Below are 16,564 nucleotides of genomic sequence, written 5' to 3'. Positions count from 1 at the left end.
ATGCACCGTATCGACGGTGACGTTCGGACGACCCCGTACCGACGTCTGTGACGGCGGCTCAGTCGGTCGTCCGGACGAGCGCGTCGACGGCAACCGGGCCGTCCGCGGTGACGACGACCGGGTTGAGGTCGAGTTCTGCGACGGCGTCGACCGAGGCGGCCAGGTCCCCGACGTTCACGAGCAGGTCGACGACGGCGTCGACGGGCAGCGGGTCGCCGCCGCGGCGGTCGACTAGCAGGTCTGCGAGGGCGGTCTCCTCGACGGCACGTCGGGCGTCGACCCGCGAGAACGGCGGGACGAGGGTCGCGCTCTCGTCGAGCGCCTCGACCAGAACGCCGCCGGGTCCGACAGTGACCAGCGAGCCGAACACGTCGCCCGGCGCGACCCCGAGGAGTGCCTCGACGCCGTCGTCGACCATCGGCTGGACGAGCACCCCCGCGACGTCCGACTCGTCGGCGTGTGCCAGCGCGGCGTCCGTCACGTCGCCGTACGCCTCCCGGACCGCGTCGGCCGAGTCGAGGCCGAGTGCGACGGCGCCGATATCAGTTCGATGGGGGAGCGCCGGCGAGTCGACTTTCAGCACGACCGGGTATCCGAGACGCTCGGCGGCCGCGACGGCGTCCTCGGCGTCGGTCGCGACTCGGGTCTCGACCACCGGAACGTCGTACGCGTCGAGAAGCGGTTCGGCCTCCTGCCACGTGAGGACGCGCCCGCTCGGGAGGTCGAAATCGGGTGCGTCGAGCGCCCCGGCGAGGGCGGAGCGAGAGGGCTGGGTGGATATCCGGTCGCGGTCGGCCACGTAGTCGGCGGTCGAGGCGACCGCGTCCAGACACCGGCCCGGGTCCTCGTAGACCGGGACGGACTCGCGCAGGCGGGCGTACGGCGGTGTCTCGGTCGGGTCGTCGGGCCGCTTGCGGCCCGTCCAGAGCACGTAGACCGGGTCGTCGGCCCCGGTGACGACCGATTCGAGGTCGGCGGCGATCGTTTCGGCGCGCTCGTCGACGCCCGGGAGTCCGATCGCGAAGACGTACGCGTCGAAGGCGTCGTCGGCGAGCAGCACGTCGGCGATTTCCGGGAGGACCTCGGCGCCGTACCCGCGGATGTCTGCGGGGTTGTGGAACTCGCCGTAGGTCAGGAGTTCGTCCATCTCCAGGAGCGTCCGTTCGGTCTCGCCGTCGATGTCGGGCAGCGAGAGGTCGCGCTCGGCGGCCATGTCGGCGAGCAGGCTCGCGAGTCCGCCGCTGGTCGAGGCGATACACACCCTGTCGCCGTCGGGCGCGTCGTAGGCGGTGTGTGCCGTCGCCCGCGAGAGCAGGTCGGGGACGTCCGGCACCCGCTGGACGCCGGTCTGGTCGAACGCCGCCGCCCAGCCCTCGTCGCTCCCGGTCAGCGAGCCCGTGTGTGAGAGCGTCGCCTCCTCGGCCAGGGCGGACTGACCGATCTTCACCGTCAGGACCGGCGTCCCGTTCCGGGTCGCCCGCTCGGCGACGCGCATGAACCGCTCGGGCGCGTCGATCCCTTCGACGTAGGTACAGACGACGTCGACGGTGTCCTGCTCGGCGAGGTAGGCGACGTAGTCCGTCAGCGTCAGATCCGCCTCGTTGCCCGTCGAGACGATGTGACTGAAGTGCAGGTCTCTGTCGGCCGCCCGCTCGAAGAAGGTCGTGAACGCGAGCGCGCCCGACTGGCTGACGAGCCCGATTCGACCCGGTTCGGGCTCGCGAGAACACGTCGAGGTGAGCGTCGCGCCCCGGGCGGCCATCACGCCGATGCAGTTCGGCCCGACGACGCGAATACCGGTCTCGGCGGCGGTTTCGGCGAGTCGTGCCTCGAGTTCGGCCCCCTCGTCGTCAGCTTCGGAGAAGCCGGCGGTGAGGACGAGCGCTGTCGGGACGCCCCGGTCACCCGCCGCGGCGACGACGTCGACGACGTACTCGCGGGGCACGCTCACGACCGCGAGGTCGACGGTCTCCGGGACGTCGTCGACGTCGTCGTAGCACTGGCGTCCCCAGACTTCCGCCCGGTTCGGGTTGACGGGGTAGAGCCTCCCGTCGAACCCGTAGTCGAGGAGGTTGTCCACGAGGTTCCCCGAGTAAAACGAGTCGGGACTGGCCCCGACCACCGCGACCGATGCGGGGTCGAACAGCGGACCGAGCTCGGGAACGTCCGGAGCCGTGTGGGAATCCGTCGTGACGGCCGACGAGGGGTCTCTTGCCATACCCGGTCGTTCCACGGAAACGGGCCTGAACCTACCCCCGAAACGCGTCAATGATAATCGTCCTTTATCAGGAGGTGAGTCACGCCGCCCGGTGAAGCGGCTCACGTCGGCGCGTCGAGCGACTTCGTCGGGACGACGGCCCCGTCCGGTTCCGTCCGGTGACGGTTCTTCGACAGGCCATCGCGTCTCTGTACGCTACCGAGCCGAACCGTCCTGCAGGTTTTAGTGGCCCACCGAGCTAGCTGGTATCGCATGTCACGCGAGATAGCGCCCGGCGTCCACTGGATCTACGAGGCCGGCCCGGACCGAACGGAGTCGTGGGACCTCGCCGACCGCAACCCGGCGTGGTACGAAGAGGGACGGGAGGCGTACGTCCCGCAGTGTGCGTACCTCGTCGACGGCGGCGAGGAGACGCTGCTGTTCGACACCCTCTCCCCGGCGAACACCGAACACGTCCTGGCGGCCATCGACGACCTCGTCGGCGACCGCGGACTCGACTACCTCGTCGTCTCCCACCCCGACGTCCCTCACGCCGGGAACGCGCTCGCGATCCTCGACGAACACCCGGAGACGACGCTCGTCGCCCCCGGTTACGGCAACGACCACGAACTCTACCACCTCGACGAGGGGCTGCACGTCACCGAGGGCGACGTGATCGACCTCGGCGACAGGGCCGTCGAGTTCCACGAGGCGACGTTCCTCGACGCGCCCGTGTCGGTGTGGATGACCGAACGGGAGACCGAGACGCTGTTCCCGGTCGACTGGATGGGCTTCATCCACCTCGACGAGGAGCGCCTCTCCTTCGTCGACGAACTCGACGGCGAGTTCGACCCGAGCCGACTCGTCGAGTTCCACGGTCGGGTGCTGTTCTGGTACCAGTACGTCGACGTCGAGAAGACCACCGCCGAGATCGACCGACTCGTCGAGAAGTTCGACCCGGAGATGGTCGCCCCCGCCCACGGGCTGGTCATCCGGGAGAACGCCACAGAGTACATGGAACTGATGAAGGACGTGACCCGCACTATCGACGACCGTGGCCGGATCGGGACGCTCGGGTGAGCCGATGTGGGACCAAACCAACACCGACGACACCGAGGTGAACGCATGACGGTGCCGGTCACCCCGACCGTCGAGTGGGTGAACAAGTGTTACGACCACGAGGGGACACACGAACACGTCTCGCTGTATCTCCTGCGCGCGCCGGAGGGGACCGTGCTGGTCGACTCGGGGTCGTTCTACCACCGCGAGGCGATCACGGCGGCCGTCGACGACGCGACCGACGGGACCGGGCCGGACGCCATCGTCCTCTCTCACTCGGACTACCCTCACGCGGCGAACGTCTCGCCTCTGGGCGGCGACACCGAGGACGTGGAACTCGTCGCCTCGTCGGCCTCCCCCGCACAGCAGGGGCTCCCGGACGCCCGCAAGTGTGACATCGGCGGCTCGTTGACGGTGCAGGGCCGAGAGCTCCACTTCATCGACCCCCCGCTGGCCGACCGCTCGCATACGACCTGGATCTACGACCGCGGCGACGGCGTGCTGTTCACCGCCGACGGGTTCGGGAACTACCACGACCCGGGCCAGTGTGACTCGCTCTCGGGCGACTTCCCCGACGTGACACCCACCCGGAGAATCTACGAGTACCACCGTGACAACCTGGTCTGGTTGCGCTACGTCGACCCGTCGAAGGTCGAAAAACGGCTGGACGACATCTTCGCACGGTACGACGTGGAGGCCGTCGCGCCCATCCACGGCAACCCCATCGAGGGCGACGACATCGACACCTACCGCGACCGCCTCGGCGACGCGATAGAGCGAATCGCGTCGGAGTACGCCGTCGCGTGACGCGCCGAGCGGTCCTCGTCCGGAGTTCGACAGCTCTCTCGGTACGCCAGCCGAGCCACCGGTCCGAGAGACACCGGGGAGGCGGCCGCTGCGCTCAGCGGACCCCGGCGGCCTCGGCACGCTCGACGATGCGCCGTGCGCGCTCGACCAGCGGCGGATCGATCATCTGCCCGTCGACAGTGAACACACCGTCCCCGTCCTCGCTGGCGCGCTCCTGTCCGGCGAGGACGTCCTCGGCCCACTCGATTGCCTCGTCGGCCGGGGTGAACGCCTCGTTGATCACCGGGACCTGGTCCGGGTGGATGGCGAGCTTTCCGTCGAAACCGAGGTCGACGACGAACTCGGTCTGCTCCCGTAACCCGTCGGCGTCCCCGATGTCGGTGAAGACGGTGTCGAGCGCGTCGACCCCCGCCGCGGCCGCCGCGACGACGACCTTCTGGCGGGCGTAGAGCGACTCGGTCTTGTCGTCGGTCACGGTCGCACCGATGTCGGCGGTGAAGTCCTGGTCACCGTACGCGACCGCGTCGACGCCGGGCGCCGCGGCGATTTCCTCGGCGGCCACGACGCCCGCCGCCGTCTCGACGAGCGGGATGATGTCGACGTCCGTTGCGCCGAGGTCGGCGAGGTGGTCGGACAGGGTCTCGACGGGAGTGCCCTCGTCCACTTTGGGAAGGACGATGCTGTCGGGCGGCGCGTTCACGTCGCCCACGACCGCGTCGACGTCCTCGGGTCCCGACAGGTCGTAGGGGTTGATTCGAACGCTGATGCTCGGTGTCGGGTCGTCGAGCGCGTCGAGCGTCGACGCCACCCGTTCACGAGCCGCCGCTTTCGACCCGGGAGCGACGGCGTCTTCGAGGTCGAAGATGACCGTGTCGGCCGCTGTCTCGACCGCCTTGTCCATCATGCTCCGGTCGTCGCCCGGACAGTACAACAGTGATCGACGGACCATGCGTCGCGTACGTCCCCTCCGGCGGAAAAAGTCGGGGTGAATCGCGGACCCATCGACTCCCGGACCGGGTCGACCCACCGCATCGGTCGCAGCGGTCGTCTTCCCGACACCCGAGGGGTTCGGTCCCTCGGGTTCGTGTGCTCGATAACGCGCGATGCCCGCGAGGTCAGGATGGTGGTCTCGGGGTGACGGTCGGAACACCTTTGTTCGAGCGAACGAGCGGAGGTGTATGACCGAGGGGAGCGACCAGAAGCGGTCGACTGCGTCGCACTTCGGGGACCACGCCGCCGAGTACCTCGACAGCGGGGTTCACAGCGCCGGCGACGACCTCGACCAACTCGCCGCGTGGTGTGCGTCGGCCGAGCGCGGACTGGACGTCGCGACGGGTGCCGGCCACACCGCGGGTGCGCTCGTCGATGCCGGGGTCGACCGCGTCGTCGCGACGGACGCGGCACCGGACATGGTCTCGACGGCGACCGACGCCTTTCCAGCCGTCGAGGGCGTCGTCGGCGACGCCGAACGGCTGCCGTTCGACTCCGACCGGTTCGACGCCGTCACCTGTCGGATCGCCGCTCACCACTTCCCGGACCCGTCCGCGTTCGTCGCGGAGGTCGCTCGCGTCCTCGAACCCGGCGGCACCTTCGCGTTCGAGGACAACGTCGCCCCGACGGACGACGCGCTCGACGACTTTCTCAACACCGTCGAGCGCATCCGTGACCCGACGCACGTCCGTTCGCACGCCGTTTCCGACTGGACCGGGTGGCTCGAAGCCGCGGGCTTCGCTGTCGAGACGTCGCGGGTCGTGACGAAGACGCTCGACTTCGAGGAGTGGGTCGCGAACGTCGACGCGCCCGCCGAGCGCCGGACGCGGCTCGAAACCGCCTTCGAAGACCCGCCGCCTGGGGCCGTCGAGACGTTCGAACTGACGTACGACGACGGGGAAATCGACTCGTTCGCCAACCTCAAGCTACTGGTCCGGGCGCGTCGGTGAGCCGAGGGGGGCGACCTCTCGCGGTCGTATTCGGCTGTGCGGACGGTTCCGTCGCCGGCGCCCTTCGACGACGGATGGAAACACGCTGCGGCGTGCTCGTCGTCGACCCACGCGTCGAGTTCGGGCTCCTCGCTGCGACAGCGGTCGGTCGCCTTCTCACAGCGGGGAGCGAACCGACAGCCGTCGGGCACTTCCGACGCGTCGGCCGGCGCTCCGTCGAGTGCAACCCGGTCGCGACTCCCACGCGGGTTCGTCTCCGGGACGGCCGCGAGCAGGGCCTCGGTGTAGGGGTGTCGCGGGTCGCCCACGATGCGGTCGGTCGGCCCTCGCTCGACGAACCGCCCCAGATACATGATCGACAGCCGGTCGGCGATTCGAGTGAGGCTCGCCAGGTCGTGTGAGATGTACAGCACGCCGATGTCCTCGGTGTTCGCCAGCCCACGGAGGAGGTTCATGATCTCCGCCTGCAGTGAGACGTCGAGCATCGAGGCGGGCTCGTCGCAGATGAGGAAGTCGGGGTCGATGATGAGCGCCCGGGCGATGGCGACGCGCTGACGCTGCCCGCCCGAGAGTTCGCTGGGGTACTTCGTCAGGAACCGTTCCGCGGGCGCCATCCCGACCCGTTCGAGCGTCTCTCGAACGGCCGATTCGCGTTCGTCGAGCCGGTAGCCGTGAATCGTCAGCGGCTCCTTGACCAGCTGTTCGACCGTCAGACGGGGGTTCAGCGACTCGTACGGGTTCTGGAAGATTATCTGGAGCTTCTGACGGAGCGACTTCAGGTCCCCGTCCTGGTAGTGTTCGTGCGGGCGGCCGTCGAACGAGAACCCGCCGCCAGTCGGGTCCTCTAGGAGGGCGAGCGTCTGTCCGAGCGTCGTCTTGCCGGAGCCCGACTCGCCGACGACGCCGAGAATCTCACCACGCGAGACGGAAAGCGAGACGCCGTCGACGGCGCGAACGTCGGTTTCACCGTCACCGAGTACCTCGCTGAGAATCTCGCCGCGCTGTTCGTACCACTGGCGCAGTCCGCTCGTGAGCCCCGTGACCGTCGGTGAGATGCCGCCGACCGGAAGCCGGCCCAGCAGCGACTTCTGTCGCGTGTACCACTTCCGGAGGTCGTCGACCTCGAGCAGCACCTCGCCGGGGGCGCCCCGGGTCCCTTCGGCGGCCCCACCCCAGGTGTCGACGTCCGCCGCCTCCGTCCGCATCTGAGCCGCTCGTTCCGACCGGTGACACGCCACGCGCTGGTTCCGGTACGGGAGGTCGTCGAGCGGGGGCTCCGTCGTCGCACACTCCTCGTTCGCGAACGGACACCGCGGCTCGAAGACGCACCCGGTCGGTTTCGACTCCAGGTTCGGCGGTTTCCCCGGGACCGACACGAGGTCGTCGCCCAGTGCCGGCGAGGCGTGTTCCAGCCCCATGGTGTAGGGGTTTGTCGGGTTCAACAGGAGGTTCTCGATGCTCCCCTGCTCCATCACCTTGCCACCGTACAACACCGACATCTCGTCGCAGGTCTCCGCGATGACGCTCAGGTCGTGGGTGATGAGAAGCAATGAACTGTCGGTCTCCTCTTGAATCTGGAGGATGTTGTCGATGATCTTGTCCTGGACGATCACGTCCAGCCCGGTCGTCGGCTCGTCCGCGATAACGAGCTTCGGGTCGAGCGCCAGCGCCATCGCGATGACGACCCGCTGGCGCATCCCCCCGAGAACTGGTGGGGGTAGTCGTCGACCCGGTCGGGGTCCAGCCCGACGAGTTCGAACAGTTCGCACGCGCGTCGACGCGCGTTCGGGTGGGACATCTCGCGGTGTGTCTGGATCGCCTGCTCGATCTGTGCGCCGACCGTCATCACCGGGTCGAGCGCGTCGATCGCCGTCTGGGGGATGAAGGCGATGTCCTCCCAGAGGAGGTCCTGACGCTCCGACGGCGTCAGCGACCGGAGGTCGCGCCCTTCGAACTCGACCGTCCCCGACTCGACCGTCGCGTGGTCGGGCAACAGGCCGAGAATCGCCTTCGCCGTCGTCGACTTCCCCGAGGCCGACTCGCCCGAGAGCGCGTAGTTGACGCCGTCGTCGATACTGAAGGAGACGCCGTTGACACTGTGGAGCGGTCCGTCCGGCGTGTCGTACCGCACCACCAGGTCGTCGACGTCGAGAAGCGTCATGCTTCGACACCGATGGGTCGTGTCGGGGTGCCAGCCACGGCACGCGGGCCGTAACCGGTATCCAACACGGACAGGGCGCGCTGATCGTGTCGAGCCATCCGCCCGTGAGGTTAATGGATTACCATTATGAATCCTTGGATTGTACCGCCCGTCCACATGACCGGTGAGCGACTGTCGCTTGCCGCCGGAGCCGACGAGTCGACGACGGATGCCGTCTCCACCGACGGATGCCGCTGTCGCCTCGCATCCGGTCCAGAATTCGTCGAGGGGTTCGGCGGTGGTGGATGCGGGTGAGGCAGTCGGTACCCGACTACGTCTCGCGCTTCGACACGCTCGTTCTCACCGCCTCCCTGTGGTTCCTGGGGAAGTTCGTCCGGTTCGCGTTCCCGCCGCTCTTCGAGCGACTCGCCGGCGTGTACGGCGTTTCGACGGCGGTGTTGGGTACCGCGTTCAGTGGCCTCCTGCTCGTCTACGCTGTGTTGCAGTTCCCGTCGGGGCTGCTCGCGGACCGGTTCGGTTCCGTCGTCGTACTCGGCGGCGGTGCATCGGTCGCAGCAGCGGGTGCGCTCGCCCTCGCCGTCGACACCCCGTTGGCCGTCCTCGTCGGTGCGATGCTGACGGTGGGTGCCGGAACCGGGACGCTCAAAACGGTCGGAGTGCGGTTGCTCTCGCGAACGTATCCGGCACAGACCGGGCGCGCGCTGGGCGTGTTCGACACGTTCGGGAGCTTCGGCGGTGTCGTGGCGCCCGCAGCGGTGGTTCTCTTCTCGGGCGCACCCGGCCTGTTCGGGGCCGGCTGGCGAACGCCGTTCCTCCTTGCGGGCGTCGTCGGCATCGGCGTGAGTGCGGCGTTCGTCGTCCGGGCACCCAGGCGATCCGACGGCGCGAAGGGGAACGCGGCGAGCGACGGCACGAGCGTGCCGCTCCGCGAGTACGCGGCGCTGTTCCGTGAGCCGCGATTCACCGTGTTCGTCGCGGTGACGGTGCTGTATTCGTTCGCGTACAACGCCGCAATCGCCTTCCTCCCGCTGTATCTTACGAGGGAGGCCGGACTCGAATCCACCACCGCGAGCCTGCTCTTCAGTGCGCTGTTCGCCGTGAGTCTCGTCCAACTCGTGAGCGGCGAGGTAAGCGACCGAACCCGGGCGCTCCCGGTGCTCGCGGTCGCGCTCGGGTTCGCGTCGGCCGGGCTGGGCGCGGTCGTGCTGTTGACGGGCGTCGGTGGTCCACTGATGCTGGGCGCGGCGGTCGTCTGTCTCGGCCTCGGCGCGCACGGCTATCGGCCGGTCCGCAGCGCCTACCTGATGTCGGTCATTCCCGCCTCCGTCGCCGGCGGGAGCCTCGGTGCGGTCCGGACACTCCTGATGATCGCCGGCGCGTCGTCCCCGGCTCTCGTCGGCTTCCTCTCCGAGACTGTCGGGTTCCGACCGGCCTTCTGGCTCCTCACCGCCGCCTTGGTCGTCGCGACCGCTCTCTCGGTCGTCCTCTGGCTGTCCGACCGCGGGGGACGGACGACGAACTATCGGCCCGCGACTGAGGTCGTGGGCTCTCGGTTCGCGGACGCGTGGACCGGCACAGCGACGACTGGAGAGGGATCGGAGGGGAGACAGAACGCCCCAGACGGGGTTGCCAGCGACTCAGTCGTCTCGCAGGCTGGGGTGAGTGACCTGGTCGTCGGGGTGAGGCTCGGCGAACCGCTCGCGCATCGTCTCGAGCGAGCGTGCCTCCCGCCTCCGACGCTCGTCCTCGTCGATCTCCTCACAGCCCGGCGGGAGGTCCCGCCCGCGAGCGGTGAAGTAACCGTCCGGGGCGACCCAGTCGTGATAGAACGGCCGCTCGTCGTCTTCCAGAACGGTTACGGCGACCTCTGCACCGTGGCCGGCACAGACGACCGCCTGGTGGGGCTTTTCAGCGAGCCGACCGGCCGCGTACAGCCCGTCGACGCCGGTTCGCCCCCGCTCGTCGGTGTCGACGAACGTCTTCCCGCGGTCGATGATTCCGACGCCGTCGAGGTCGACGAGGTACTCGGTCGTGTTCTTCGTCGCAGCGATCACGTACTGACTGAGGTAGCGCTCGCCGGCGTCGGTTTCGACGGCGAAGCCGTCCTCGCCCTCGCTCTGTTTGACCCGCTGCACGGCTGCCTCGTGGCGGTGTGCGCCTGCGTTCTCGACCTGCTCCGCCAGCAGGTCGAGCAACCGGCGGGCGTTGAGGCCCGAGGGAAAGCCGGGGAAGTTCTCGAGGTGGGCGTTCCGCCGGAGGATCGACTCGCCGGAATCGATGACGAGCGTGTCTAACCCGTGACGGGCGGTGAAGACGGCCGCCGAGAGACCGGCGACGCCACCTCCGACGACGATCACGTCCCGCGGGACTGTAGTACTCATGACTCGACCCCTCCGTCGATGATGTCCGCGACCCGCTGGCGGTCGAACAGCTGTTCGTCTTCGGGGACGTCGAGCGGTGCACTCAGATCGAGTTCGCCGAACTTCTCGGGGAAGAAGAGTCGCGCGGTCAGCTCGGTCTGGAAGGCGTTGACGAGGGGTCCTTGCTCCGCGGTTGGGCCCGGGAGGACGCGCTCGTTCTGGACCGCGGTGAGTTGGCTCCCGACGTCGTCGTTCTCCATCGGCGCGACGAACTTTTCGTGGAACTGCTCGGCGTCGTAGGCACCGTCACCGTCGAAGGTTACCGACCCCGTGGTGATACCCCAGTGGACCAGTACGAGGTCCGGGTCCACTTCGAGCATCGTCTCGTAGTCGGTTTCGCCCCATTTTCCGGTCTCGACGCCGGCGAAGGCGTCAGCCTCCACTAACCCGAGGTCGCGGTACGGCTTCATCTCGTACCCCTTCCCTCCCAGATTCATCGCGTAGAACGTTCCTTTCTCGGGTTCAGAGCCGCTGTTTATCAACGCGACCGACGGCAGATCGCTGCCGGACGGGAGCCTCGACTGCACCGTGGACTGGAGCTCTTCGTGGAGGGCGAGCCACGCCTCGGTTCGTTCCCGTTCGTCGAGCACCGTTCCGACCTTGTCGAACGCTTCGAGCATCGACGGGGCCTTCTCGGCGTAGCTCATCTCCGTCTGCCACTGGCTGTTCATCCGACGGTTGTGACAGCCGAAGAAGGGTGCGACGTGCGTCTCGACTTCCACGATATCTGATTCGTCCCAGTTGTCGTCCCACCCCATGAGCATGTTCGGGTCGATGAGAAACGCATCCGGATCGTGTTCGTAGAAGGCTTCCTTCGGCATCCCACCGTCCTGCCACAGCGGCGGCCAGTCGATGTCGTACTCGATATCGAACCGGTCGTAGAACAACGTCGGTGCCGGGAGCCTGTTCGTTTGCAGTTTGTCCACCTGTCCGAGGGAGACGACCATGTCCGCCCAGCCCATGTTGTAGGTCGTCACCGACTGGGGGACGGACGCGAACTCGACCTCACCGACGGGGAACATCTCGACCGTGTAGCTCCCATCGCTGGTCGACGTCTCGGTCTCGGTGGCCGCCGCGGTCTCGGTGCTCGTCGGCTCCGGCGTCGCCCCGGGGTCAGCCTGCCCTGAACAGCCCGCCAGCAGTCCCCCGCCGATGACCGCGCCGCCGTACTTCACGTACTCGCGTCGCGTCGGTACCTCGGTCGTGTTGGATTCGTCGTCGCTCATAACTCAGATGTCTCCGTCGATGATGTCTGCAACCCGTTGGTGGTCGAATAGCTGCTCGGTGGCACTGAAATCCGGATAGACGTCGCCGTTCTCGTACTCGGGCCACGCGCCGAACTGCTCGGGATAGAGCTGTTTGGCGGTCATCTCGAGTTGGAAGAGATTCATCAGCGGCCCTTGCCAGCGCGTCCCCTGCGGGTACACCCGGTCGTTCTCGACGGCCGATAACTCGCGGCCCACGGGGTCGTCTTCGAGATTCTGTTTCAGTGCGCCGAAGTCGAAGGTCTCCGTGACCGTCCACAGTGCGAGTATTGCGTCTGGGTCGGCTTCCAGCAGCGCCTCCATATCGACTTCCTTGAACGGTCCGGAAAACTGTTCGTCGCCAAAGGCATCGACGGCACCGAGCGGTCGGGTGTGTGAGTTCCAGTAGCCGGGCGCGTTCAGCCGGAGCAGGTAGATACTGGACAGGTCTGTCGAAATCGAGAGGTACGCGACGGTCGGTCGGTCGGATTCCGGTGGCAGCCCTTCTTCGATGGTCGCGAGTTGCTCGTCGTGGACGGACGCGAGCGCGTCGTACCGTTCGCGCTCCCCGTACAGCGCTGCGACTCCGTCGAACAGCTCCCACAGGCTGTAATACTCGTACCCATCGGCCCACTCCTCTGGAGGCGTGGCGTGAAAGTTACTGTAGTAGTTGCCGAGCCACGGTCCGACGTTGCTCGCGACCTCGTCGATGTCAGCTGGGGCCCATCCGTCCTGCGATGTCACCCACGCGGGGTCCACGAGGTGTAGGTCGCTGTCGAGTTCGTACAACTGCTCTTTCGTGAAGCCGTACTCCCCTGCGTTATCTGCCCATTCGATCTCGAACTCGTCGAAGCCGGCGGTGAAGTATTCGAGACCTGCGACGGTTCCGTCCCACCACAGATTGTTGATGGTGTCTCCTCGACCGAGTGCGCTGGCCATATCTGGGAACCACGGGAAGTGGGTGAACACGTTGGTCGGTGGCGCGTCCAGTGTGACTTCACCGACCGGTGAGAGCTCAACGGAGTAGCTCGCTTCTGGCGTCGAGTTCGACGTGTCAGCCTCCGTTGGCTGGGTTGTGTCCGCTGACGGCGTTGCCTCACTCGGGCTCACTGGCGAGGGTGATCCATCTCCTGACCGACCGGAACAGCCGGCAAGGAGCCCACCACCGACGAGTGCGCCGCCGTACTTCAGGTACTCGCGTCGGGTCCGCTCGCTTCGCTCACTTCCCTGACGACTTCCCGCTCGCTCGTGCTCGCGGGGATCACCCCGCACCGATGTCTCGTGGCCTCCGGAATCGTCTGTCACATTCTTTAGGCCCACCTAAAAATTCAAAAGCGTTCCGAAGTTTAGGCCAGCCAAATCCCTCAGCGAGGGGCTCCGCAGCGTGGACACATCGGTGGGGCGCTGTCGGTGAGCGCCAGCCCGCAGTGGGGACACTCCCGGTCGGCGGGTGATGTCATCTCCTCGACGACGTCGGCCGTCCCGTCGCGGACCGACTCGACCGTACCGACTCCCGCTGGAGTCGATCCGGACTGCCCGTCGGCCAGCCGTCGTCGACAGAACCGTACGCGGTCGGTCAGGAACGACGGTGGCTCGTCGGCCTCGGTGTCGGTGTCGGTGTCGGTGTCGTCGAGGGGGGAATCCGACTCGACCTCGACGCCCGACCCCGCGAGCACTCCGAGTGCCTCCGCCGCACGTCCCCGGACGTACGGGCTCCCGTCGGTCAGTCGCTCACGGAGCGCGGCCTCGGCGCCGGCCAGCTTCCCAGGATGCGTGCAACCGACGACCACCAGCGCCGTACAGAGGTGATACCGGACGAGTTCGTTCTCGTCGTCGAGGTGCTCGGCCAGCGAATCGACCTGATGGCGGAGTCGACTCGGATCGCCGAGTGCGACGTACGTCAGCGCCTTCGCCAGTTTCTCCTTGACTTCGGGTTCGTCGAACTCGAGTCCGATGCGGAGGTCGGCCAGCGTGTCCGGACCGGTGACTGCGTCGGGCGCTTCGACCGCGACGTACCCCAGCGCTTCGGCACACCGCGCTCGAACGTAGTAGAACTCCTCGCCGTCGGCCAGGCGCTCGGCGAGCGCGTCGACGGCGGGGAGGACGGCCGCCGGTTCCGACTCGGCCAGCGTGACGAACAGTTTCGCGGTCGTCAGCCTGACCGCGCGGTCCTCGTCGGTCAGGAACGTCGAAAGCGGGCCAGCGAGTCGCTCGAAGGAACGTGGCCGCTGTTCAGCGACGTTCCGGACCGCCCGTACCGCTTGCTTGCGAGTATCGACCCCAGCCGCGCCGAGTCGGTCCAGACACGCCGCCGTCTCCTCGTGGTCTCCCTCCTCGAGAAGATCAGTCAGGCGGTCGGGTGTTGGCGGCTGGTCTGGTTCACTCATTTGTGCAGGAGGTGTGTGAGCGTCTTTCACGACCAGTCGTTTCAATCCGGCGGTTCACGACCTCGGGGGATGGAAACGGCGTGTGGGATCGATCATCGAACTCACAGAGAGACAAGCAGCCGGTAATCAAAGCGGTGTGAGACGGCCTCGGACGCAGACCACGGGTGGAACACCACGCAGGACCCCCTCCGTGTGACAGACCCGCCGTCGTGCAATCCGCCCTCGACGGTGGACGAAGGGGGCCGAAACCGCTCACGGGGGAAAGCCCACCACTTCAGTCGTGGGTAACTTACATCGCGACCGAACTCCCGAAGCCACGTCGGATCGTCATCGCCCGGGCGAAGTCGGCCTGCGAGAGGACGCCCACGAGCGTGCCGTTCTTGTAGACGAGCGCCTCCGAGCGACCGGCCTGGTTCAACAGCGCCAGCGTGTCGAAGGCGTCGTCGTTCGTCTCGACCCGCGGGACCTCCTCCATGATGTCCGTGACCCGCATCGTCGCGCGGTCGGCACGTCGGGCCTTCCGCAGGTCTTCGAGGGTGACGACACCCACGACCTCACCACCAAGGCCCGTCACGAGGTGGACCGTCTGTCGGTCGCGGAGCATCTGCTCGCCCAGTTCGTCGATGGTGCTGTCCGCCGGGACGGATCTGGGGTCGCGCGTCATGACGTCCCCGACCGTGATGCCCTCCAGCAGTTCGTCGAGCAGTACCGTGCGGGATTCGGTGGTCGCCGCGCCGTAGATGAACAACGCGAGCAAGAGCAGGAGCAACTGGAACGTGAGCACACCGACGACTGCGAACAGGAAGGCGAAGACGACGCCGACGCGGGCTGCGAGGCGGGTCGCCGTCCCGTACGGCCGCGACCGGGCCAGCAGGGCTCTGAGGACCCGCCCACCGTCCATCGGGAACGCGGGGAGCAGGTTGAACACCGTGAGCGAGACGTTCGTGATCGCCAGCCAGCCGACGACGAATCGGACCACCTGCAACGACGGCGGGACGACGAGGACCCCGACGTAACAGACCGCGGCGACGAGGACGCTCACCGCCGGGCCAGCGATGGCGATCCAGAACTCGCGGTTCCACTCCTTCGGGAGCGTCTTCAGCGAGGCGATCCCGCCGAGAATCCACAGCGTGATCGACTCGATCTCGATCCCGTACCGGAGAGCCGCCCACGAGTGTCCGAGTTCGTGCAGCGTGACGCTGACGAACAGGCCGACCGCCGCGAGGACGCCGATGAGCCACGGGGTGACGCCAGCACGCAAGCGCGGCAGGTCGAACCCGACGCCGGTCAGACCCTCGATGAACCCGGCGTACAGCGGAATCTGCTGTCCGCTCCCGATCAGCCACGCGAGGATCGGGAGGAAGACAATCAGCGACGTGTTGATCCGTATCGGAATGTCCCAGATTTCGGTGACTGTGTAGCTCCGCATGCTCGCATCTGTTCGTTCGCAGGCATATATGGTCGGCTATCCTTGTGGAACGCGGTTCAGCACTCCAGGGTGCCGAAACGCGCCACGGACAGACCGCAGCGACAACTCGTCACAGAGCAGCGTGTGCGAGCCGAAGACGGCACAGCCCACCCGGGAACCGCCGTGTGGGGTAAAGTCGACGAACGGGCGGACGTCTTTATATCTCAGCGGGCAACGCTTCGATATGGCCAGTGGACTCCCACGGCAGCGGTTCGTCCTCGACACCTCGCTGTTCATCACCGAGGAGATCCGCCGGGACGACGAATCGCTGGATGACGCCGTACTTCGCCTGCTCGACCTCGTCGCGACGGCGCGGCTCGAACTCAACATCTCCTGTTACATGCCGCCCTCGATTCACGACGAACTCGCGACGATGCTCAGAGACCGCGACATCAGCGACGAGGTGTTCTCGCGGCTCGACACCTGGATCGTCCGGAAGAGCCCCGACCGGTACGGCGTCACCATCCCCGCCAACATCGTCTACAACTTCATCGACGAGATGTCCGACCGGGTCAATCGAGGGCTCCGCGTGTCGGAGGAGGCGCTCCGGGAGGTCCAGCAACTCGACCCCCAGAAACTCGCCGGCGACGACGAGGCCGGCGAGTACATCACCGAGGCCGACCGGGTGCTGTCGAACATGCGCGACAAGTACCGCCGGGCGCTCCGACAGGGCGTCCTCGACTCCCGCGAGGACTTCGACCTGCTCGTCCTCGCGCGCGAACTCGACGCCGGCGTCGTCACCGAGGACAGGGGCGTCATCTCCTGGGCCGACGAGTTCGGCCTCCGGTACGTCCACGGCGGACAGTTCCCGACGCTCTTAGAGGAGTACCTGCGGGCGACGGGGACTGACAAGTAGACGGAGGGCCGAGTCGACACGGATA

The 16,564-nt window shown here is 67.3% G+C and carries 11 protein-coding genes and 2 pseudogenes; 5 read left to right on the top strand and 8 right to left on the bottom strand.

Features of this window, described 5'->3' with window-relative positions; genetic code table 11:
• Positions 1–58: 58 nt before the first annotated feature.
• On the bottom strand, positions 59–2,218 hold the full coding sequence (locus C2R22_RS03650; RefSeq protein ID WP_103424551.1) for an acetate--CoA ligase family protein: 2,160 nt from the start codon (positions 2,216–2,218) through the stop codon (positions 59–61).
• 252 nt (positions 2,219–2,470) lie between these two features.
• Between C2R22_RS03650 and C2R22_RS03645 the strand changes: the two genes are divergently transcribed.
• Entirely contained in the window at positions 2,471–3,277 is an 807-nt protein-coding gene (locus C2R22_RS03645; protein WP_103424550.1) for an oxygen-binding di-iron domain-containing protein, read from the top strand.
• 45 nt (positions 3,278–3,322) lie between these two features.
• The gene (locus C2R22_RS03640; RefSeq protein ID WP_103424549.1) at positions 3,323–4,063 is read left to right on the top strand and encodes an MBL fold metallo-hydrolase; all 741 of its coding nucleotides are present in this window, start codon (positions 3,323–3,325) and stop codon (positions 4,061–4,063) included.
• A gap of 94 nt (positions 4,064–4,157) precedes the next feature.
• Here the strand turns inward: C2R22_RS03640 and C2R22_RS03635 are convergent, their stop codons facing one another.
• Complete coding sequence (locus tag C2R22_RS03635; protein ID WP_103424548.1) at positions 4,158–5,012, bottom strand: HpcH/HpaI aldolase/citrate lyase family protein; 855 nt, start codon at positions 5,010–5,012, stop codon at positions 4,158–4,160.
• 229 nt (positions 5,013–5,241) lie between these two features.
• Between C2R22_RS03635 and C2R22_RS03630 the strand changes: the two genes are divergently transcribed.
• Positions 5,242–6,003 carry a class I SAM-dependent methyltransferase gene (locus C2R22_RS03630; RefSeq protein ID WP_103424547.1) on the top strand — a complete coding sequence of 254 codons (762 nt, stop codon included), beginning with the start codon at positions 5,242–5,244 and terminating at the stop codon, positions 6,001–6,003.
• Between the two features lie 53 nt (positions 6,004–6,056).
• Here the strand turns inward: C2R22_RS03630 and C2R22_RS03625 are convergent.
• Positions 6,057–8,164, bottom strand: a pseudogene (locus C2R22_RS03625) (dipeptide ABC transporter ATP-binding protein); the annotation flags it as partial.
• 227 nt (positions 8,165–8,391) lie between these two features.
• Between C2R22_RS03625 and C2R22_RS03620 the strand changes: the two are divergent.
• Positions 8,392–9,540: pseudogene (locus C2R22_RS03620) on the top strand (MFS transporter); the annotation flags it as partial.
• A 261-nt stretch (positions 9,541–9,801) separates the two neighbouring features.
• Here C2R22_RS03620 and C2R22_RS03615 read toward each other — a convergent pair.
• From C2R22_RS03615 to C2R22_RS03595, 5 genes are all read right to left on the bottom strand, one after another.
• Complete coding sequence (locus C2R22_RS03615) at positions 9,802–10,545, bottom strand: FAD-dependent oxidoreductase (RefSeq protein ID WP_103427554.1); 744 nt, start codon at positions 10,543–10,545, stop codon at positions 9,802–9,804.
• Entirely contained in the window at positions 10,542–11,810 is a 1,269-nt protein-coding gene (locus C2R22_RS03610; RefSeq protein ID WP_103424546.1) for an ABC transporter substrate-binding protein, read from the bottom strand. The genes C2R22_RS03615 and C2R22_RS03610 overlap by 4 nt, the downstream gene beginning before the upstream one ends.
• A gap of 3 nt (positions 11,811–11,813) precedes the next feature.
• A complete protein-coding gene (locus tag C2R22_RS03605; protein WP_245902978.1) occupies positions 11,814–13,019 on the bottom strand; it encodes an ABC transporter substrate-binding protein in 1,206 nt (401 codons plus the stop codon).
• Positions 13,020–13,192: 173 nt separating this feature from the next.
• Positions 13,193–14,215, bottom strand: a complete 1,023-nt coding sequence (locus C2R22_RS03600; RefSeq protein ID WP_103424545.1) for a HEAT repeat domain-containing protein — start codon at positions 14,213–14,215, stop codon at positions 13,193–13,195.
• A gap of 289 nt (positions 14,216–14,504) precedes the next feature.
• Complete coding sequence (locus C2R22_RS03595; RefSeq protein WP_103424544.1) at positions 14,505–15,644, bottom strand: site-2 protease family protein; 1,140 nt, start codon at positions 15,642–15,644, stop codon at positions 14,505–14,507.
• Between the two features lie 223 nt (positions 15,645–15,867).
• Between C2R22_RS03595 and C2R22_RS03590 the strand changes: the two genes are divergently transcribed.
• Positions 15,868–16,539, top strand: a complete 672-nt coding sequence (locus C2R22_RS03590; RefSeq protein WP_103424543.1) for an RNA ligase partner protein — start codon at positions 15,868–15,870, stop codon at positions 16,537–16,539.
• The last annotated feature ends 25 nt before the right edge of the window (positions 16,540–16,564 follow it).

Source organism: Salinigranum rubrum, assembly GCF_002906575.1.
Lineage (GTDB): Archaea > Halobacteriota > Halobacteria > Halobacteriales > Haloferacaceae > Salinigranum > Salinigranum rubrum.
Note: the sequence above shows the minus strand (reverse complement) of the source record. Positions and strands in the feature narration are given on the sequence as shown.

Bases quoted from the DNA above. Each gene is read 5' to 3' on its own strand.
- C2R22_RS03595 (WP_103424544.1), bottom strand. From the start codon at position 15,644: ATGCGGAGCTACACAGTCACCGAAATCTGGGACATTCCGATACGGATC.
- C2R22_RS03640 (WP_103424549.1), top strand. From the start codon at position 3,323: ATGACGGTGCCGGTCACCCCGACCGTCGAGTGGGTGAACAAGTGTTAC.
- C2R22_RS03635 (WP_103424548.1), bottom strand. From the start codon at position 5,012: ATGGTCCGTCGATCACTGTTGTACTGTCCGGGCGACGACCGGAGCATG.
- C2R22_RS03600 (WP_103424545.1), bottom strand. From the start codon at position 14,215: ATGAGTGAACCAGACCAGCCGCCAACACCCGACCGCCTGACTGATCTT.
- C2R22_RS03610 (WP_103424546.1), bottom strand. From the start codon at position 11,810: ATGAGCGACGACGAATCCAACACGACCGAGGTACCGACGCGACGCGAG.
- C2R22_RS03630 (WP_103424547.1), top strand. From the start codon at position 5,242: ATGACCGAGGGGAGCGACCAGAAGCGGTCGACTGCGTCGCACTTCGGG.
- C2R22_RS03645 (WP_103424550.1), top strand. From the start codon at position 2,471: ATGTCACGCGAGATAGCGCCCGGCGTCCACTGGATCTACGAGGCCGGC.
- C2R22_RS03590 (WP_103424543.1), top strand. From the start codon at position 15,868: ATGGCCAGTGGACTCCCACGGCAGCGGTTCGTCCTCGACACCTCGCTG.
- C2R22_RS03650 (WP_103424551.1), bottom strand. From the start codon at position 2,218: ATGGCAAGAGACCCCTCGTCGGCCGTCACGACGGATTCCCACACGGCT.
- C2R22_RS03615 (WP_103427554.1), bottom strand. From the start codon at position 10,545: ATGAGTACTACAGTCCCGCGGGACGTGATCGTCGTCGGAGGTGGCGTC.